The sequence below is a fragment of the Enhygromyxa salina genome (assembly GCF_002994615.1).
Lineage (GTDB): Bacteria > Myxococcota_A > Polyangia > Nannocystales > Nannocystaceae > Plesiocystis > Plesiocystis salina_A.
The window spans coordinates 15,443-31,029 of sequence record NZ_PVNK01000168.1 but is presented as its reverse complement, the minus strand read 5'-3'; the positions used below and the strand labels follow the sequence as shown (position 1 = coordinate 31,029).

Sequence of the window (15,587 nt, the reverse complement as noted above, 5' to 3'; positions counted from 1 at the left end):
GAGCCTGAGCGACGCTCAACCGGATAGAGATGTCGATCACTGTGAATGTAAAATCGCGAATTTTATCGCCTCAGAGCGTGAGCGACAGTCCGAGTCGAGACCGTCGAGACCGTCAAGACGGTCGGGACCGCGCGACACACCCCCGACACCCCCGACAGCCACCAGCCACCAGCCACCGGTCGCGCGGAATCTGCATGACCGGCGCGAGACGGCCCCTCAGGCTCAAAGCGAGCGGCCTTTCAAAATGGCCGCTGACTTGCAATACACTCCGAATCCCTCGCCAGGCCCCTGGTAGACTCGCCGAATCTCGCTCATGCCCACGCTCGAGCCCGCCCCCATCCACCTCCGACGAATCGCGGCTCGCGTCACCGCGCTGTCGACCTGCGCCTGCCTCGTGGCCGCCAGCCTCGTCCCGAGCCTCGCGAGCGCGGCGCAGGCCGAGGACCCGGCGGCGCCCGAGGCCGAAGCCATGTTCCGCCGCGGCCAGGCCAAATACGAGACCGCCGACTACAACGGCGCGATCGAGCTGTGGACCGAAGCCTACGCCCTCGTCGATCCGAGCCCCGAGAACGCCAGCATCAAGGCGCTGCTGATGTACAACCTCGCCCAGGCCCACATCAGGGCCTACGAGCTCGACCAGAACGCCATTCACCTCAAGCAGGCCCAGCAGCTGCTCGAGAGCTTCCGGTCCAACCTCAAGGTGCTCTACGACAACCCGACCCAGCTCAAAGAGGAGTCGGCCAAGGCCGACATGCGCCTCGCGGAGGTCGAGGCGATGCTCGCCGAGCTCGAGGCCAAGGACGAGGCCAAGGACGAGGAGCCGCCAGCCGTCGAGCCGCCGCCGGTCGTCGAGCCCCGCGATGACCCCCCTTTGGTCGACGACGGCGAGCGCTCAGGCAAGCCGCTGATCATCGCGGGCGGGGCGGTCACGGGGCTCGGGGCCGCGCTCGGCGTGGTCGGGATCGTCGGCGGGGTCATGGCGACCGGCGCCAACGACATCAGCGATCTCGAGCCGACCGACCTCGACGCTCGCGACCAGCGCTTCGCGACCGGGCGCACGGGCAACGCCCTGGCCCTCGTCGGGGCGATCGGCGCGGGGGTCCTGCTCACGACCGGCATCGCGCTGATCGTCAGCGGGGTCAAGCGCAACAAGCAACACAGGCGAGGCGCCGCGGCCCTGCGCCATCTCGGCCCGGGCCTCTCACTTCGCTTTTGACCGCGCGGAAGATCTGACATGAGCCCTAAACATAGCCTGCTCCTGCTCGCGGCCCTGGCCAGCTTCACCGTCGGGGCCTGCTTCAACGGCCTCGAGTCCGAAGGTCTGCCCTGCGACGACGACTCTCAGTGCGGCCCCTCGCTCGGCTGCGTCAACAACTACTGTGGCGGCAGCTTCCTGTGCGCCGACGGGTCCCTGGTCGACGCCCTGAACGCGTGCGACTCCGAATTCGACTGCCCCGACGAGTCCGATGAGGACTTCGAGCTGTGCTTCGGCGGCGAGGGTCAGGCCTTCACGTGCGAGGACGGGCGAATGATCCCCGTCGAGCTCGTGTGCAACGACGCCCCGGACTGCCTCGACGGCGGCGACGAGAGCCCGAGCTTGTGCGCGGGAGTCGGGGTCAACCAGTGTGAGGCCAGCCCCGACGGCGAGCTCGGCTACGAGCTCGGCCCGTCCCACGACGGCGTCGAGATGCCGACCAAGGTCGAGGCCGTCCAGCTCGTCGGGCCGCCGCTCGACGACCTCCTCGTCGCCAGCGACAACGGCGCGGTCATCAAGATCGTCTCGTTCAACCCGGTCGACGGGTCGACCCAAGACACCCTGCTCAACGGCCCCAACTCCTTCGACGGGCGCACGGTCGTCGCGTGGGAGCTCGGCGACGTCAACGGCGACGGCCAGCTCGACGTCGTGGTCGCGACGGTCGGCGACTCAGTCGCGTTTTACGTGTTCGAGAACCTCGCGCCCGCCGAGCCCGCGCCCTTCGGAGCCCCGGCGATCCTGCCCGACGCGCTCGCCCCCGAGATCCGGAGCATGAAGCTCGGGCGGCTCAACGGTGACGCCTCGCTCGACATCGTGGTCATCGTCGACGGGGCCGTGATGAACGGCCAGATCTACGCCGGGCTCGGCGACGCGTCGGCGCCGCCCGACGACAGCTACTTCGCGCCCGTGCTGACGGGCACCCCCGCGCTCGACTACGACACCTTCTTCGACGCGGCCATGGCCGACATCGACGGCAACGGCTTCGACGACCTGCTCGTGTCCGGCCTCGTCGGCGGGGCCGCCAAGATCTGGATCGTCGAGCGCAGCGGCGAAGACCCGGTAAACTGGGACGAGCCGGTCGAGATGATCCTGCCGTCGCCGGCCAACGAGATCGCCCTCGCGCGCTTCGGCCCGATGGCGCCCAACCCCGACCTCGCGGTGCTCGACTCGAGCTCGGGTCGCATCCGTCCCTTCCTCAACGAAGACGGCGTCTTCAAGCCCGGCCAGGCCGTCGAGCTCGACGGCGCCCAGTTCTCGGGCCTGACCCTGGCCGACATGAACTGCGATGGCTTGACCGACTTCCTGTTCAATGTCGCCAACCCGGCCGAGGTCCGGGTGATGCTTGGCAACGGCATGGGTCAGCTCGCCGACGACCCCATTGTGTTCTCGAGCGAGGGCACCCCGCGCGGAGGCCTCGCGGTGACGCAGTCCGACAGCGACACGACCCCCGACATCGCCTCGGCGATCGATGGTGGCCCCGACCTCACTCCCCAGGTTCGGCTCCTCCAGACCGAAGCCCTCTTGCAGTAGCCTCGCGGCGCACCCGCGCTCGAATTTATCGAGCGCGGGGGTCGAACGCACAGATCCAATCCCCACGCGCGATTATGCTCGGACGTCTTGGCAGCGAGCGGCGACAACTCCGAGGTCGAGACCTCGCGCCCGGTCACCCGCGAGGACTCCAACGTCTTGGAGCCCGACGCCCCCACGCCGACCGCCGCCGCCCCTCCCAAAGGCCCGCCGCCGCCGCGCGAGCGCGGTGAGACCGTCGGGCGCTACGTCGTCGTCGACACGATCGGCCGCGGCGGCATGGGGGTCGTCTACGCCGCGTGGGATCCCCAGCTCGATCGCCGCGTCGCGCTCAAGCTCGTGTTCATCGGAGCGGAGCTCGGAACCGACGGCGACACCCAGCGCGCGCGCTTGCTGCGTGAGGCCCAGGCCCTCGCCCGGCTCGAGCACCCGAACGTGGTCAAGGTCCACGACGTCGGGGTCTGCGAGGGCCAGGTGTTCATCGCGATGGAGCACATCGAGGGCCAGAGCCTGCGCGCGTGGCTGAGCCACAAGCGACGGACACTGCGCGAGATCCTCACGGTGTTCGTGGCCGCCGGGCGCGGGCTCGCGGCGTCCCACGACGCCGGCCTCGTCCACCGCGACTTCAAGCCCGACAACGTCCTCGTCGGCGCGAGCGGCGAGGTCAAGGTCGTCGACTTTGGCCTCGCCCGCGACAGGCGAAGCGACGACCGACCGCGGACCCGCGAGTGGGCCGACACCGAGCCGGCCGTCGCCCGGGCGCTCGCGCGCGCGGGCTCGGGCGCCCTCGTCCGGTCCTCACCCCCGGACCACGACGCGCCCGAGCCCGCGAGCAAGGGCGCCGACTCGGGCCCGCTGTCGAGCTCGGGCCTGCCCAGCCCGGGCTCGCGCGAGCCCCTCGCGAGCCCGAGCATCACCGTGACCGGCGCGGTCCTCGGGACCCCGGCCTACATGGCGCCCGAGCAGCACGAGCTCGCGGCCGTCGACGCGCGCTCGGATCAGTACGCCTTTTGCGTCAGCCTGTGGGAGGCGGTCTACGGCAAGCGCCCCTTCTCGGGCCGCCGGTCCGAGCTCCTCGCCAAGCGCAAGCGCAAGCTCCAGATCCGCGAGTCGAGCCGCGGCCTCCGGGTCCCCAAGTGGCTGCGCAGCCTGATGCTGCGCGGGCTCAGCCCCCATCGCCGTCGGCGGTTCGCGGACATGGACCAGGTCCTCACCGAGCTCGAGGTCCACCTGAACGAGTGGCGTCGGCGCGCGCGGCCGGCCGTGATCGGTCTCGTCGCCGCCGCCGCGCTCGCGGGCTCGGTCGCCGTGGCGAAGCTCGTCGACGCCGACGAGGCGCCCTGCGCCGCCCCGGTCGAGCGCCTCGCCGGGGTCTGGGACAGCGCCCGCCGAGCCGAGGTCGAGGCCGCGATCCTGGCCAGCGACCTCGCCTACGCCGACGCCAGCTGGCGGCGCGTCGCGGCCGGGCTCGACGAGTACGAGCAGCGCTGGCTCGCGGCCTCGGTCGAGGTCTGCGAGGCCACCCACGTCCACGCCCAGCGCAACACCGCGTGGCTCGAGCAGCGCCTGGCCTGCCTCGAAGATCGCCGGCGCGAGCTCGCCGGGCTGACCGCGCAGCTCGCCCGCAGCGACGCCAGGACCGTCGAGCTCGCGACCCGGGCGGTCGGCTCGCTCGCGCCGATCGACGCGTGCCTGCGCGAGCAGGCGTCCGAGCTCACGCCGCTGCCGAGCGCCCCCCACCTGCGCGTTCAGGTCACCCACCAGCTCGACGAGCTCGCCCGCGCCCGGGCCGAGCTCGGCTCCGGTCACCTCGAGCAGGGGCTGGCCGCGGCCCGCGAGGTCCTGAGGGTCGCGCGCGAGCTCGGCTGGGCCCCGCTCGAGGCCGAGGCCCTGTTCGTGATCGGCAGCCGCCAGGCGGACCTCGACCATGACCTCGACGCCCAGCTCGCGACCTTGCACCAAGCCGCGAGCGTGGCCCTGCGCGAGGATCATCAGCGCCTCGCCGTGCGCAGCTGGTCTCGGCTCGCGCGCGCGCTCGTCCGGGCCCGCGAGCTCGACCAGGCCGAGCGATGGTTGGCCTACGCCGACGCCCTCGCAAGCTCGCTCGCGCTCAGCCACGGCCCCGACCCTGCCCTGGCCGCCGACCTGCTCCACGCCCGCGCCCAGCTGCGCTTCGCCGAGCAAGACTTCGCCGGCGCCGAGGCCCTGGCCCGCGAGCGCCTCGACCTCCTGCGCGGGTTCTACGGCGACGACAACCCCCGCGTCGCCGATGGACTCAACAACCTCGGCGTCGCCGTGTACATGCAGCACCGCAAGGACGAGGCCGTCGACGCCTACCGCGAGGCCCTCGCGATCCTCGCCGCCGTGCACGGGCCCGACCACCCCTCGGTCGCGACCATGCACAACAACATCGGCGTGGTCTCGACCGACCGCCACGCCTACCCCGACGCGCTCGCGCACTACCGTCGCGCCGTCGAGATCCGTCGGCGCGTGTACCCGCCCGCTCACGAGCTGGTGTTGCAGTCGGAGGTCAACCTGGCCAACTTGTATCTGTTTTCGGGTGACCCGGGGCCCGGGGTCGCGCTCGCGCTCGAGGTCCTGACCCGCGTCGGCGAGCGGACCGACGCCAAACTCGCGCGCGCCCGAGACCGCGACGCGGACGAGGCCGAGCTGGCCGCGATCCGCGTGGAGCTGGTCCCCGAGCTGCTCCGGCTCGGGCGCCTGCTCGCGGGCGCGGGCCAACATCACAACGCGCTGAGCGTGTTCGGGCGGGCGCGGGCCCTGCTCGAGGCGGTCCCCGACGCCCGGCTGGCCGCGGAGCTCGAGGCCCCGCCCGGCGATGGAGCCCCCCCGCGGCCGCCCCATCTCGACGGCTGCCGGGCCGACGTGCTCATGGGTATCGAGGACCAGAGCCGCGCGCTCGGCCGAAGCCACGACGCCGCCGCGGCGCTCGCGACCCGGAGCACGATCTCGGTCCAGCAGCCCGCGTGGCCGCGCCGCTGCCTCGATCAGTATGGACGCTGGGCCCAGTCACGCGAGCGCGAGCCGTGATCTCGACCCCACCGCGCGGCCATTTTCTCTGACCTCGCCCTGCTACCATCCGCGCCGAACCCGGTCCGGCCACTCATGCTCATCAAGCTACTCGGCATCGAAGACAACCCGCTGGCGATCTTCTTGGTCCTGACCACCGGTGGCCTCCTCGCCTACTTTTTGGTCTCGGGCCTCAGCTACCTGCTGTTCTTCGCGTGGGGCCGCAAGCGCTTTCACCCGGACTACGTCCCCGACCCCAAGCAAAACCGCACCGCCCGGTTCTGGGGCTCGATCTCGATCCTCGGCAACGCGGTCCTGACCATGCCGCTGCACTGGCTGCTCTCGCACGGCCACGGGCAGCTCTACTGGGACATCGACGACTACGGCTGGGGCTGGCTGATCGCGAGCTTCTTCATCTACCTCGCGGTGACCGAGACGATGATCTACTGGGTCCATCGGGCCCTCCACTCGGACCTGCTCTACAACTGGCTACACAAGCACCACCACCAGTTTCGGGTCACGACCTCGTGGGTCAGCACGGCCTTTCACCCCTTGGACTCCTTCGCCCAGGCGCTCCCGCACCACCTGTGCGCGTTCTTGTTCCCGGTCCACGCCGTCTTGTATCTGCTCATGGTCGGGTTCGTGACGGTCTGGTCCGTGGTCATCCACGACCGCGTGTCGGTCGTGCGCTGGAAGCTCATCAATTACACAGGCCACCACACCCTGCATCACTGGTACTACCGCTACAACCTCGGCCAGTACACGACGATCTGGGATCGCCTCGCCGGGACCTACAAGGATCCCGAGCTGCTCTACGCCGACATCCCCGAGGGTGTGCTGGTGCGCTGGCAAGACGGCCCGGGCACGCTCGCGGCGGCGCGCGTGCCGACGCCGAGCGAGCTCGCGCTCACCGAGATCGAGCCCGCCGAGTAGGCGGCGATTCTCGGCCACCGCGTCCGCGCGCCAGCCAAACTCGACGATCTCGCAGCGCGAGCCGACCCGGATCACGCCGCCAACAGCGAGGGTGGCGCTCCATCCGAGGACACGCGATCGCGTGGCTGACGGAGTCGCGACCCCCGGCGTTTCTGTTCGCCGCCGACGAAACTTTTCTTCGCCCTACCCGGGCGGCGCGGGGGCGGGCGGCGGCAGCGGGCGGGCCTCGTCCGCTTCGGGCGCCTCGTCTGCCCCGGGCTCGGGCTCAGGCTCGGCGCCCTCGTCGACGGAGTCCTCTTCGGACCCACCCTCGCTGGCGGGAGCCTCGGGGTTGAGCCACGCGTCCTCACAGACGCCGCAGGTGCTCGGCGGACGCACGGCCAGCCCACCGTTGCGCTCGAGCTCGACGAGCCGACCGGGCTCGGCCAGGTACAGGCTCGAGCTGTCGCCCTGCTTCGACGACAGCTCGACGAAGAGCTGGTCGCCGCTGCGCCGCAGACGGAGCCCGCGGGCGTCCGCGTCCTTGCTCTCGTGCTCGCCGATCAGCTTGCCCGCGCCGTCGAGCTGGTAGGCCCGGGCGTGGCCACCGCAGGGCGCCGAGGCGTAGAGCGTGTCGCCGCCGACGCTGCAGATCATCCACGCCGCCGGATCGAGCTCGCCGCCAGTGGCCAGCTTGGCCGCCGCGATCACGGGCTCGAGCTCACCTGCGCCGCCGCGATGGCAACCGGCCACGGCCCCGCCGTGCTCGACCCCGCGGTCCAGCGGATCGGGATCGAAGCCCCAGGCGCTGAGCTGGGCCCTGCCGTCGGCGACCCCGGCCTTGGGCGGCCGCTTCCACTTGAGCTTGCCGCCCTCCTCGACGACCCCCTTGACCGTGAACTGGCCCTCGTCGTTCATCCACCCGACCGCGAACCCGCGCCCGGCCGCGTGGCGGTAGACCTCGGCCCCGGCCCCGCCGAGCTCACCGAGCGCGTAGTACATGCGGTTGCGCTTGTCGAAGAGCATGTAGTTGCCGCTCGCGCCCTCGCACTTGGTCCCGTAGAGGCGTTCGAACAGGGCGTAGTCGTCGCCGAGCTGACCGAAGACCGCGGTCGCCCGCGCGAAGCGGCGCCGCGGCGGGCCGTCCTCGCCGTCCTCGCCGTCGCGGGCGAAGTAGACAAAGAGCTGACGGATCTTGTGGTCGAGGTCGGCGCCGCCCCAGGTCGTGGTCTCCCAGCCGACCCACGCGAGCGAGGGATCGAGGGTGATCGGCGGACGCGGGACGCCCTCGGTGCCGTAGACCTCGACCTCGGCCAGGTGGATCTGCTTGTCCTTGTTGCCCTCGTGGACCCCGAGCACCTCGATCGCCAGGCTCTGGGTCTCGACCGGGGCCGCGAAGCGCACGTAGGCGTGGTTGGCCCCCTCAGGCAGATCGGCCTCGACGAAGCCGGCGTCGGTGTGAACGCGGACCCTGGCCACGTGCGGGTGGCCCTTGTAGTCGCGGTAGCGCGGGCCCGTGGCCGTGTACAGGCGCAGGACCTCGACCTTGGCCTTCTCGGGCAGCGCGAGCCCGAGCACACACGGCGCGTCCCCACCAAACTCGCAGCGCCACGCGGTGTCGAGGTCGTCGTCACGGGTGAGCTTGGCCTCGCCCTCACCGCGCGCGCCCCACTCGGGCACCTTGGCCGTGGCCTTCAGCGCGAACAGGTGGCTGATCTTCTCGATGCTGAACCCGAGCCCCTTCGCCCCCTTCGCGCTGACGCTCGACGCGGCGCTGGACTTGGTGATCTCGATCGCCGCAGCCCGGGGATCATCGGGCTCCTCATCGACCACCGGCCCCGGCGCGCCGCTCTCGTCGCCGGCCACCGCTCCACTGTCCGCACTCTCCGCGCTGCCGGCACTGTCCGCGCCCGCCGAGGCCCCGCCCTCGTCTGCGGCCTTGTCCGGGCTCGAGTCGGCCGCGCCGGTCGAGGCCGCGTCATCGGTCTTGGACTTGCACCCGCCGACCAGCGCGAGGCTGAGCGCGAGGCTGGAGAGCAAAGCAGGATGAACGAGAGCGCGAGTGCGGGCCATGGGCGACCGCACTTTAACAGAAAGTCCACCGCGAGGGACCTCGCCCGAGCAACCAGGCGTCAATCGAGCTGCCGCCAGAGCCCGGTCCCGGGGGTCGACTAAAACCTCAAGGTGTAGCCGACCCCGCCGCCGCTCGGGAGCATGACTGGGATCACCCGCCCGATCGGCTTGGGCTTGGCGGTCGTGACTTCCTTGCGCTGGGCGATGCCCTTGCCGAGCAGCATGCCGCCGGGGATCAGCAGGCCCAGGCCGATGACCCCGGTCGCGACGCCGCCGGCCCACACCGCGCCGGGGAAGACCACGGCCGAGGGCGCCGAGATGAACAGCAGGATCGAGACGAGCGTGAACGGGATGCCGATGCCCGAGAGCACCGCCCCGCCGACGATCCGCTTGTTTGACTGGACCCACATCGGGCCCAGGGTCGGGTCGGCCTTGACCTCGGCCTCCCACTGCTGCTGGGGCGTGAGGGGCTTGGGCGCGGGCTGGGGCTCGGGCTGGGGGTGAGGCTGAGGCGGCTGGCTGCCGTCGGGCGGCGGGGTCACCGTCCCGGCGCCGCCGCCCCCGTCGGCGATCGGCGTCGCGGTCTCGCCCGCGGCCTCCGACTCGGCGATGATCTTGTCGAGCTCGGCGATGCGGTCGTCGACCTCGGACCGCTCCTTGACGGCCTCGGGCTCGTCCCCGTAGAGCGCGCGGTGATCGGCGCGGTAGTTGTCGAGCAGGATCTTGGCCTTGCGCAGGTGCGTGGGGTTGCGGCTGACCTCGTAGGCCCGGCGGTGGGCCTCGGCGATGTTGTAGACCAGCGCGTGACGGATCCCGCGGGTCTCGTCGCCCTCGGGCAGCATCCCAAAGGCCCGCTTCCACAGCACCAGCGCCTCCTCGTACTCGGCCGTCTGAAACTGGATCTCGCCCTCCTTGTAGAGCTTCTTGGCCTCGGTCAGGGCCGGTTCTTCAGGGTCCTGTGCGGGCGCCACGGCTGGCAGCGTGCCCGCTTGGGCCGACGCCGGGATCATCAACGGCGTGCAGATCAGCGAGCCGGCGACCGTGAACGAGATCATCGTGAAGGAGCGGCGCACGGCCCGAAGCTAGCACCCTTGATGGCGCATCACGACCCGCCGCAGACCGCCCCCCGGGCTCGCGCCTGGCCATTCGAGCCGCCGCTCGTCATGGAGCAAGTATTTGAGCCAAGCACAGCGCGCGGTTGACCCCACAGGGTTCGGTGGGGAAACTCCCGACGTGAACCTCGCCATGCATCGCTTGCCTTTCGCCTTGGGTCTCAGCGCCCTGATCTTGACCGGCTGCCCCGCCGCCGACGACACGGCCGAGACCGCCGACCCCGAGACCTCGACCGGAGACGGGGACGGCGACACCGGCGACACCGGCGACACTGAAGAGGGAGACGGAGACGGCGACCCCGGAGATGGCGACGGCGACACCGGCAGCTGCGGTGACGGTGAGCTCGACGACGGCGAGGAGTGTGACGACGGCAACAACGACGACGGCGACGGCTGCTCGTCGACCTGTCAGGTCAGCGAGTGCGGCCTGGCCTGGGCGGTGAGCATGGACGTCCCAAGCTCGACCGCCGGGGCGTTCGAAGTCGCGATGGGCGACGACGGCAGCATCTTCGCGGCCGGCGTCGCCGTGAACGCCGACAACGACGCCTGGGCCGCCAAGTGGAACGCCGACGGGACCCTGGCCTGGCAACAGAGCTACGACAGCGGCAACGGCAACGACGCCGCGACCGGGATCGCGCTCGGAGCCGGCGGCGAGATCTACCTCGCCGGCTGGATGGAGGGCGCAGGCGACGACCTGTGGTACGCGCAGATCGACCCGTCGAGCGGCGCCGAGATCTGGGCGGTCACCGTCGCGGGCGATCTCATGATCATGGACGGCGACGACCTCGGGACCGGCATCGCCGTCGATCCGAGCGGCGATCTGATCGTCGCCGGTCGGCTCCGCGTCGGCGACGGCGACGACGACATCTGGGTCCGCAAGGCCAGCGCCGCCGACGGGGCCGAGATCTGGACCTCGACCTGGACCGGGGTCGGCGACGGCATGTTCTCGACCGATCGCGCGGGCCCGGTCACGGTCGCCGACGACGGCACGATCTGGGTGGCCGCGCGCGAGCACGTCGACTTCAACACCCAGGAGGCCACGGCCCTGAAGTTCGACGGCGACGGCAACTTCGTCTCGATGATCCAGCCCCAGGCCGGCGGCGACCACCAGCACGACGTGATCGACATCGTCGCCGACGGCGGCTCGGTCTACTTCGCGATGCAAAAGAACGACTTCCCCTACCGCGGCTGGCTGTACAAGTTCGGCAGCGACGGCAGCGAGGAGTGGGTCAAGACCGAGGAAGACTGGATCATCGGCGGCGAAGACTGGGCGGTCCGCGGGATCGGCATCGACGGCGCCGGCCACGTCGGCGTTGGCGGCGTGTTCAGCAACGAGGACCCCGACGAGGGCATCGACTGGGGCGAGGCCTGGGTCGCGCGCCTCGACGGGGCCGGCGAGTTCGTCTGCCGCAGCTCACACATGATCGACGACGGGATGCTGATCCCGCCCTCGCTCAGCGTCGACGCGGCCGGCTTCAACGCGAGCGGGTTCGGCGTGGTCGGAATCGAGACCGCGGGCCAGGGCAACGCCACCAAGCTCTGGACCGGCTTTTTTAAGCCATAGACCCCGCGACCGCCCTGCACCTTGCCACGCACTGGCCCCCGAAGAGGGGGCTCGTACTTGCCTCCGCGGCCGCTCTCTTGTGAGCATGGGGCGCACGGAACGCGCAGAAGGCTAGTTTGCCAGGCCGCGCTCCGGTTACGCTCCAGGTCGGATCCGGTCATGCCCACCACCACCAAGCGACCGCAGCGGGGCCGGCACTTCTACGGCCCCGGACCCTACGTCGAGCGCGAGGTCGACGAGGCCCTGCGTTCAACCCTCCGCGCGGGCGAGTACGCCCTCGTCCTCGCCGCGCGCGGCAGCGGCAAGACCAGCCTCCGGATCCGCACGACCGAGCTGCTCACCGAACAGGGCGTGCGGGTCGCGAGCGTGGACCTCGGCGCGATCGGGGCCGAGACCCGCGCCGACGCCTTCTGTGCCTCGCTGGCGATCGAGGCCGGGCGCAGCCTCGGCGTCGCCGACGAGGCCAAGAAGGCCTGGCGTCGCTCCAAGGGTCCGCCGCAGATGCGCCTGCGCGCGTGCCTGCGCGAGGTCTTGCTCGAATCCAGCGAGGACCCGCTGGTCCTGTTCATCGACGAGCTCGAGCTCGTCCGCGCCCTCGGCCCGGCCCGCGACGACTTCTTCGCCGCGCTCCGGGCCATGTCCGACGCCCGCGGGCACGACGAGGTCTGGCGCCGCCTGAGCGTGTGCCTGGTCGGGGCGATGACCCGCGACGAGCTGATCAGCGATCCGGGCCGGAGCAGCTTCGACCTCCCGGCCCGCGAGTTCGCCCCGCGCGACTTCAACCGCGAGCTCCTCCAGGAGTTCGCCGAGACCCTCGCCCCGCTCGGCGTCAACACCGACGCCCTGCTCGACGCGCTCCACGACTGGACCTCCGGCAGCCCGGCCCTGATCCAGTGGATCTGCGGGGACCTGCTCCTGCGCGAGATCAGCCGCGGTCGAGAGGCCACCGCGGTCGAGGCCGTGATCCGCGAGACCTTCTTGCAGCGCGGCCCCGAGGTCGACCCGCTGCTCGGCGACACCGCCCGGCGGCTCCGCCGTGACCATCGCGACCCCTACCGCACCCGGCTCTTGGCCGCCTACGAGCGGGTCCTTCGCGGTGAGGTCATCGATCTTCGCGGCCGCCAGCTCGGGTCCGAGGGCGCGCAGATCGTCGCGCGGCTCAAGGTCGCCGGGCTCGTCGCGCCCTCGGCGGGCGGCAAGCTGCGGGTCCGCAACCGCATCGTCGAGCGCGCCTTCGACCGCAACTGGGTCCGCCGCGCGCTGGCCGGGCGCCCGGTGTCCGACGCGCTCGACCGCTGGGAGGCGGGCGGACGCCGCTCGGCCCACCTGCTCCGCGGCGAGCCGCTGCAGGCCGCGATCGAGTGGATCGAGGGCCGGCCCGACGTGACCCCGAGCGAGCGCGACTTCGTGCTCGCCAGCGAGAGCGCCCGCGCCCGCTGGCTCCGGCGGCTGCTGTGGGCCGGCGGCGCGCTGAGCCTCGGCCTCGGGGCCGCGCTCGGGGTCGTCTCGTGGCAGTACCAGACCAAGGTCGCCAACCAGACGGCGCCCGCAGCCGTCGAGGTCGCGGCGCCGGCCCCCTCGACCCCCAGCGCCGAGGAGCCCGAGCTGCTCGGCCCCGCATCGCCCACCGCAGAGCCGACCTTCGTGACCTCGGCCCGCGAGGCCGTCGAGCAGGCCTCGGGCGACGACGAGGCCCAGGCCAAGATCGACGCGCTCGAGATCGAGCTGGCCGCGATCGAGCAGCGCATGGCGATCGAGCGAGCCTCCCGCGCCGAGCTCCTGGCCCCCGATCCCGCCCGCCGCGGCGAGGGCCTCGAGCTCGCCCTCGCGGCCCTCTCGGCCTGGGTCGAAGGCGGCTCGAGCGTCGACGACGTCCCCGCCCCCGTCACCCGCGGGCTCACGGCCAACCTCCCCAGCCCCGGCGACACCACCTTGCTCTCGGCCCACTCGGGCCCGGTCGCGGGCATCCAGTTCAGCGCCGACGGAGCCCGCTTCGCGACGGCCGACGAGCGCGAGATCCGAGTGTGGGAGCGCGACACCGGGCGGCGGCTCGACAGCCTGCCCCACATCGCCGGCTCGATCGCCCGCTTCGCGCTGTCCCCCGCGGGGCGCTACGTGGCCGCGCTCAGCGAGGCGGGCAGCCTGACCGTGTGGGCGACCAGCGACGGCGGCGTGCTCGGACCGGCCCCGCTCGCGGTCCCGCCCGGCGTGCCCATGCCCCTCGCGCCCGTCGCGAGGCTCGCGGTCGACGACGGCGGCAAGGTCAGCGTGATCCGCCGCGACGGCAGCATCGACACCGTCGATCCCCGGGCCGGCAACGCCAGCGCGCGACTCCAGGCCAGCGCGCTGCCGCAGACCCTCGCGCTCGACCACGCGACCGTCATCGACGCGAGCATCGGCGCCCAGACCCGCGTCGCGCTCGTCCACGACGAGCTCATCGAGCTGTGGGACGTCGCCACGGGCCAGGTCCAGGCCAGCGTCACCACCCCGGTCCCCGGGTCCGGCGCGCGCGTGGGCGCCCTCTTCGCGACCCGCGACGCCGCCGAGGTCCTCGTGCAGTTCGAGGACGGCAGCGCGGTCACGGTCTGGGACACCACCCACGGGACCCTGCGCACGATCGCGACCCCGGACCCGACGGACCCGAAGGACCCGCCCGAGCAGGCGGACCGCGCCCTGGCCCTGGCCCTGTCGCCCGAGGGCGAGCTCATCGCGACCGGCGGCGCAGATCGCATCGCCCGGGTGTGGTCAATCGAGACCGGCGAGCTCGTGGCCACGATCGAGGCCCACGAGGACGCGCTGACCAGCCTCGCGTTCACGCCCGACGGCGCCGCGCTGGTCGCGGGCGACCGCAGCGGGCAGCTGCGGATCCACCCCCTCGCGCTCGGCGCGGAGGCGAGCTTGCCCCTGCGCGGCGCCTCGCTCGGCGCCAGCGGCGTCGCCGCGACCGTCCACCACGACGACAGCGCGCTCGAGCTGCGCTGGTCCGGGGGCCAGACCAGCGCCCGCTGGCCGCTCGAGCGCCCGGTCACCAAAGCCCTCGTCAGCGTCGACGGCAGCCGCCTCGCGCTGCTCTACGCCGAAGGTGATCTGGCCCTGGTCAGCGGCGCGACCGGGCCCGCGGGCGAGGCGATCGCGACCGTCCCCGCCCGGGTCCTCGATCTCGCCCTGAGCTCCGACGGCAAGCTGCTCGCCGTCGCCGGCGAAGATCGCCGGGTCTCGCTGATCGACACCAACGGCCAGCCGATCGCGACCTTGTCGGGCCACGACGCCCCCGTCGACCGGCTCGCGCTCTCGCCCGACGGCACCCGCCTCGTCAGCGCCGACCGCAGCAAGGTCCTGCGCGTGTGGGATCCCGGCACCGCCGCCTTGCTCGGGACCTTCGAGACCGATCGGCGGGCCGAGGTCGTCGCTATCAACGGCGAGTTCTTCCTCGTCGCCGACCAACAAGGCGGCGCCGAGCTGTGGTCGATGGAGGCCCGCGCACGCGTCGCGGAGCTCGAGCTCGGCGGCGAAGCGATCTCCGAGGTTGCGATCGCCCCCGACGGCGAGTGGTTCGCGCTCGCCCGCGGTGGAGTGGGCAGCGTCGAGCTCTGGCGCCCGTCGAGCCCCGACGCGCTCGCTCGTTTTCGCGCCGCGCCACCGATCGCCGCGCTGCGCTACACCGACGACGGCGAGACCGTGCTCGCCGTCGACGGGCGCGGACAGCTGGCCCGTTGGCCCGCCCGCCCGCAGGCCTGGCTCGCAGAGGGCTGCGCTGTGCTGCCCCCGGGCTCGGTCGTGCCCAGCGTGTGCTCGGCACAAGGCACGCCAACTTCACCGTGATTCGGGCCGCACCGCGCCGGCCTGTGGCCTGCCGCACAATTAATCGGAAAAATCTGCAAAATGGCGCAAACATTGCGCTCAGCGCAAATGATGCGCTATCGAACCAGCGCTTTCCTCGCTATAAATCGCAGCCAGCAGCCCTCAGTGTCAGCCGACGTCGCGGACCCACCACCCACCCGCCGCGTCTGCCCAGGTTAGTTTTGAGCGGAGTGAGACATCCTTCTCGCCCTCGCTCGTGTTCGTGGGTCGTGTATCGGACAGAAGGTCTCAGGACAGCATGCGAGCAGATCAG

The 15,587-nt window shown here is 71.8% G+C and carries 8 protein-coding genes; 6 read left to right on the top strand and 2 right to left on the bottom strand.

The window, feature by feature from the left end:
* Window positions 1–313: 313 nt before the first annotated feature.
* The 4 genes from ENSA5_RS19295 to ENSA5_RS19280 all read left to right on the top strand — a co-directional run bounded on the left by ENSA5_RS19295 (window position 314) and on the right by ENSA5_RS19280 (window position 6,745).
* On the top strand, window positions 314–1,216 hold the full coding sequence (locus tag ENSA5_RS19295; protein WP_106393153.1) for a hypothetical protein: 903 nt from the start codon (window positions 314–316) through the stop codon (window positions 1,214–1,216).
* Window positions 1,217–1,234: 18 nt separating this feature from the next.
* Window positions 1,235–2,785 (top strand): hypothetical protein, encoded by a 1,551-nt coding sequence (locus ENSA5_RS19290; protein ID WP_106393152.1) that lies wholly within the window; start codon window positions 1,235–1,237, stop codon window positions 2,783–2,785.
* Window positions 2,786–2,872: 87 nt separating this feature from the next.
* Window positions 2,873–5,833, top strand: a complete 2,961-nt coding sequence (locus tag ENSA5_RS19285; protein WP_106393151.1) for a serine/threonine-protein kinase — start codon at window positions 2,873–2,875, stop codon at window positions 5,831–5,833.
* A gap of 75 nt (window positions 5,834–5,908) precedes the next feature.
* Window positions 5,909–6,745, top strand: a complete 837-nt coding sequence (locus ENSA5_RS19280; RefSeq protein WP_106393150.1) for a sterol desaturase family protein — start codon at window positions 5,909–5,911, stop codon at window positions 6,743–6,745.
* Between the two features lie 183 nt (window positions 6,746–6,928).
* On the opposite strand, the gene ENSA5_RS19275 is transcribed toward ENSA5_RS19280, so the two are convergent.
* Complete coding sequence (locus tag ENSA5_RS19275; RefSeq protein ID WP_146155876.1) at window positions 6,929–8,797, bottom strand: anaphase-promoting complex subunit 10 family protein; 1,869 nt, start codon at window positions 8,795–8,797, stop codon at window positions 6,929–6,931.
* Window positions 8,798–8,895: 98 nt separating this feature from the next.
* On the bottom strand, window positions 8,896–9,870 hold the full coding sequence (locus tag ENSA5_RS19270; protein WP_106393148.1) for a tetratricopeptide repeat protein: 975 nt from the start codon (window positions 9,868–9,870) through the stop codon (window positions 8,896–8,898).
* 172 nt (window positions 9,871–10,042) lie between these two features.
* On the opposite strand from ENSA5_RS19270, the gene ENSA5_RS38925 reads away from it, so the two are divergent.
* Together ENSA5_RS38925 and ENSA5_RS19260 are read left to right on the top strand one after the other, a co-directional pair.
* Window positions 10,043–11,473: an NHL repeat-containing protein gene (locus ENSA5_RS38925; RefSeq protein ID WP_146155875.1), complete on the top strand. Its 1,431-nt coding sequence runs from the start codon at window positions 10,043–10,045 to the stop codon at window positions 11,471–11,473.
* 159 nt (window positions 11,474–11,632) lie between these two features.
* Window positions 11,633–15,295 carry an AAA-like domain-containing protein gene (locus ENSA5_RS19260; protein ID WP_106393146.1) on the top strand — a complete coding sequence of 1,221 codons (3,663 nt, stop codon included), beginning with the start codon at window positions 11,633–11,635 and terminating at the stop codon, window positions 15,293–15,295.
* Window positions 15,296–15,587: the final 292 nt, after the last annotated feature.

Excerpts from the sequence above, each read along its gene's own strand:
- ENSA5_RS19295 (WP_106393153.1), top strand. The coding sequence starts at position 314 with ATGCCCACGCTCGAGCCCGCCCCCATCCACCTCCGACGAATCGCGGCT.
- ENSA5_RS19290 (WP_106393152.1), top strand. The coding sequence starts at position 1,235 with ATGAGCCCTAAACATAGCCTGCTCCTGCTCGCGGCCCTGGCCAGCTTC.
- ENSA5_RS19280 (WP_106393150.1), top strand. The coding sequence starts at position 5,909 with ATGCTCATCAAGCTACTCGGCATCGAAGACAACCCGCTGGCGATCTTC.
- ENSA5_RS19275 (WP_146155876.1), bottom strand. The coding sequence starts at position 8,797 with ATGGCCCGCACTCGCGCTCTCGTTCATCCTGCTTTGCTCTCCAGCCTC.
- ENSA5_RS38925 (WP_146155875.1), top strand. The coding sequence starts at position 10,043 with ATGCATCGCTTGCCTTTCGCCTTGGGTCTCAGCGCCCTGATCTTGACC.
- ENSA5_RS19260 (WP_106393146.1), top strand. The coding sequence starts at position 11,633 with ATGCCCACCACCACCAAGCGACCGCAGCGGGGCCGGCACTTCTACGGC.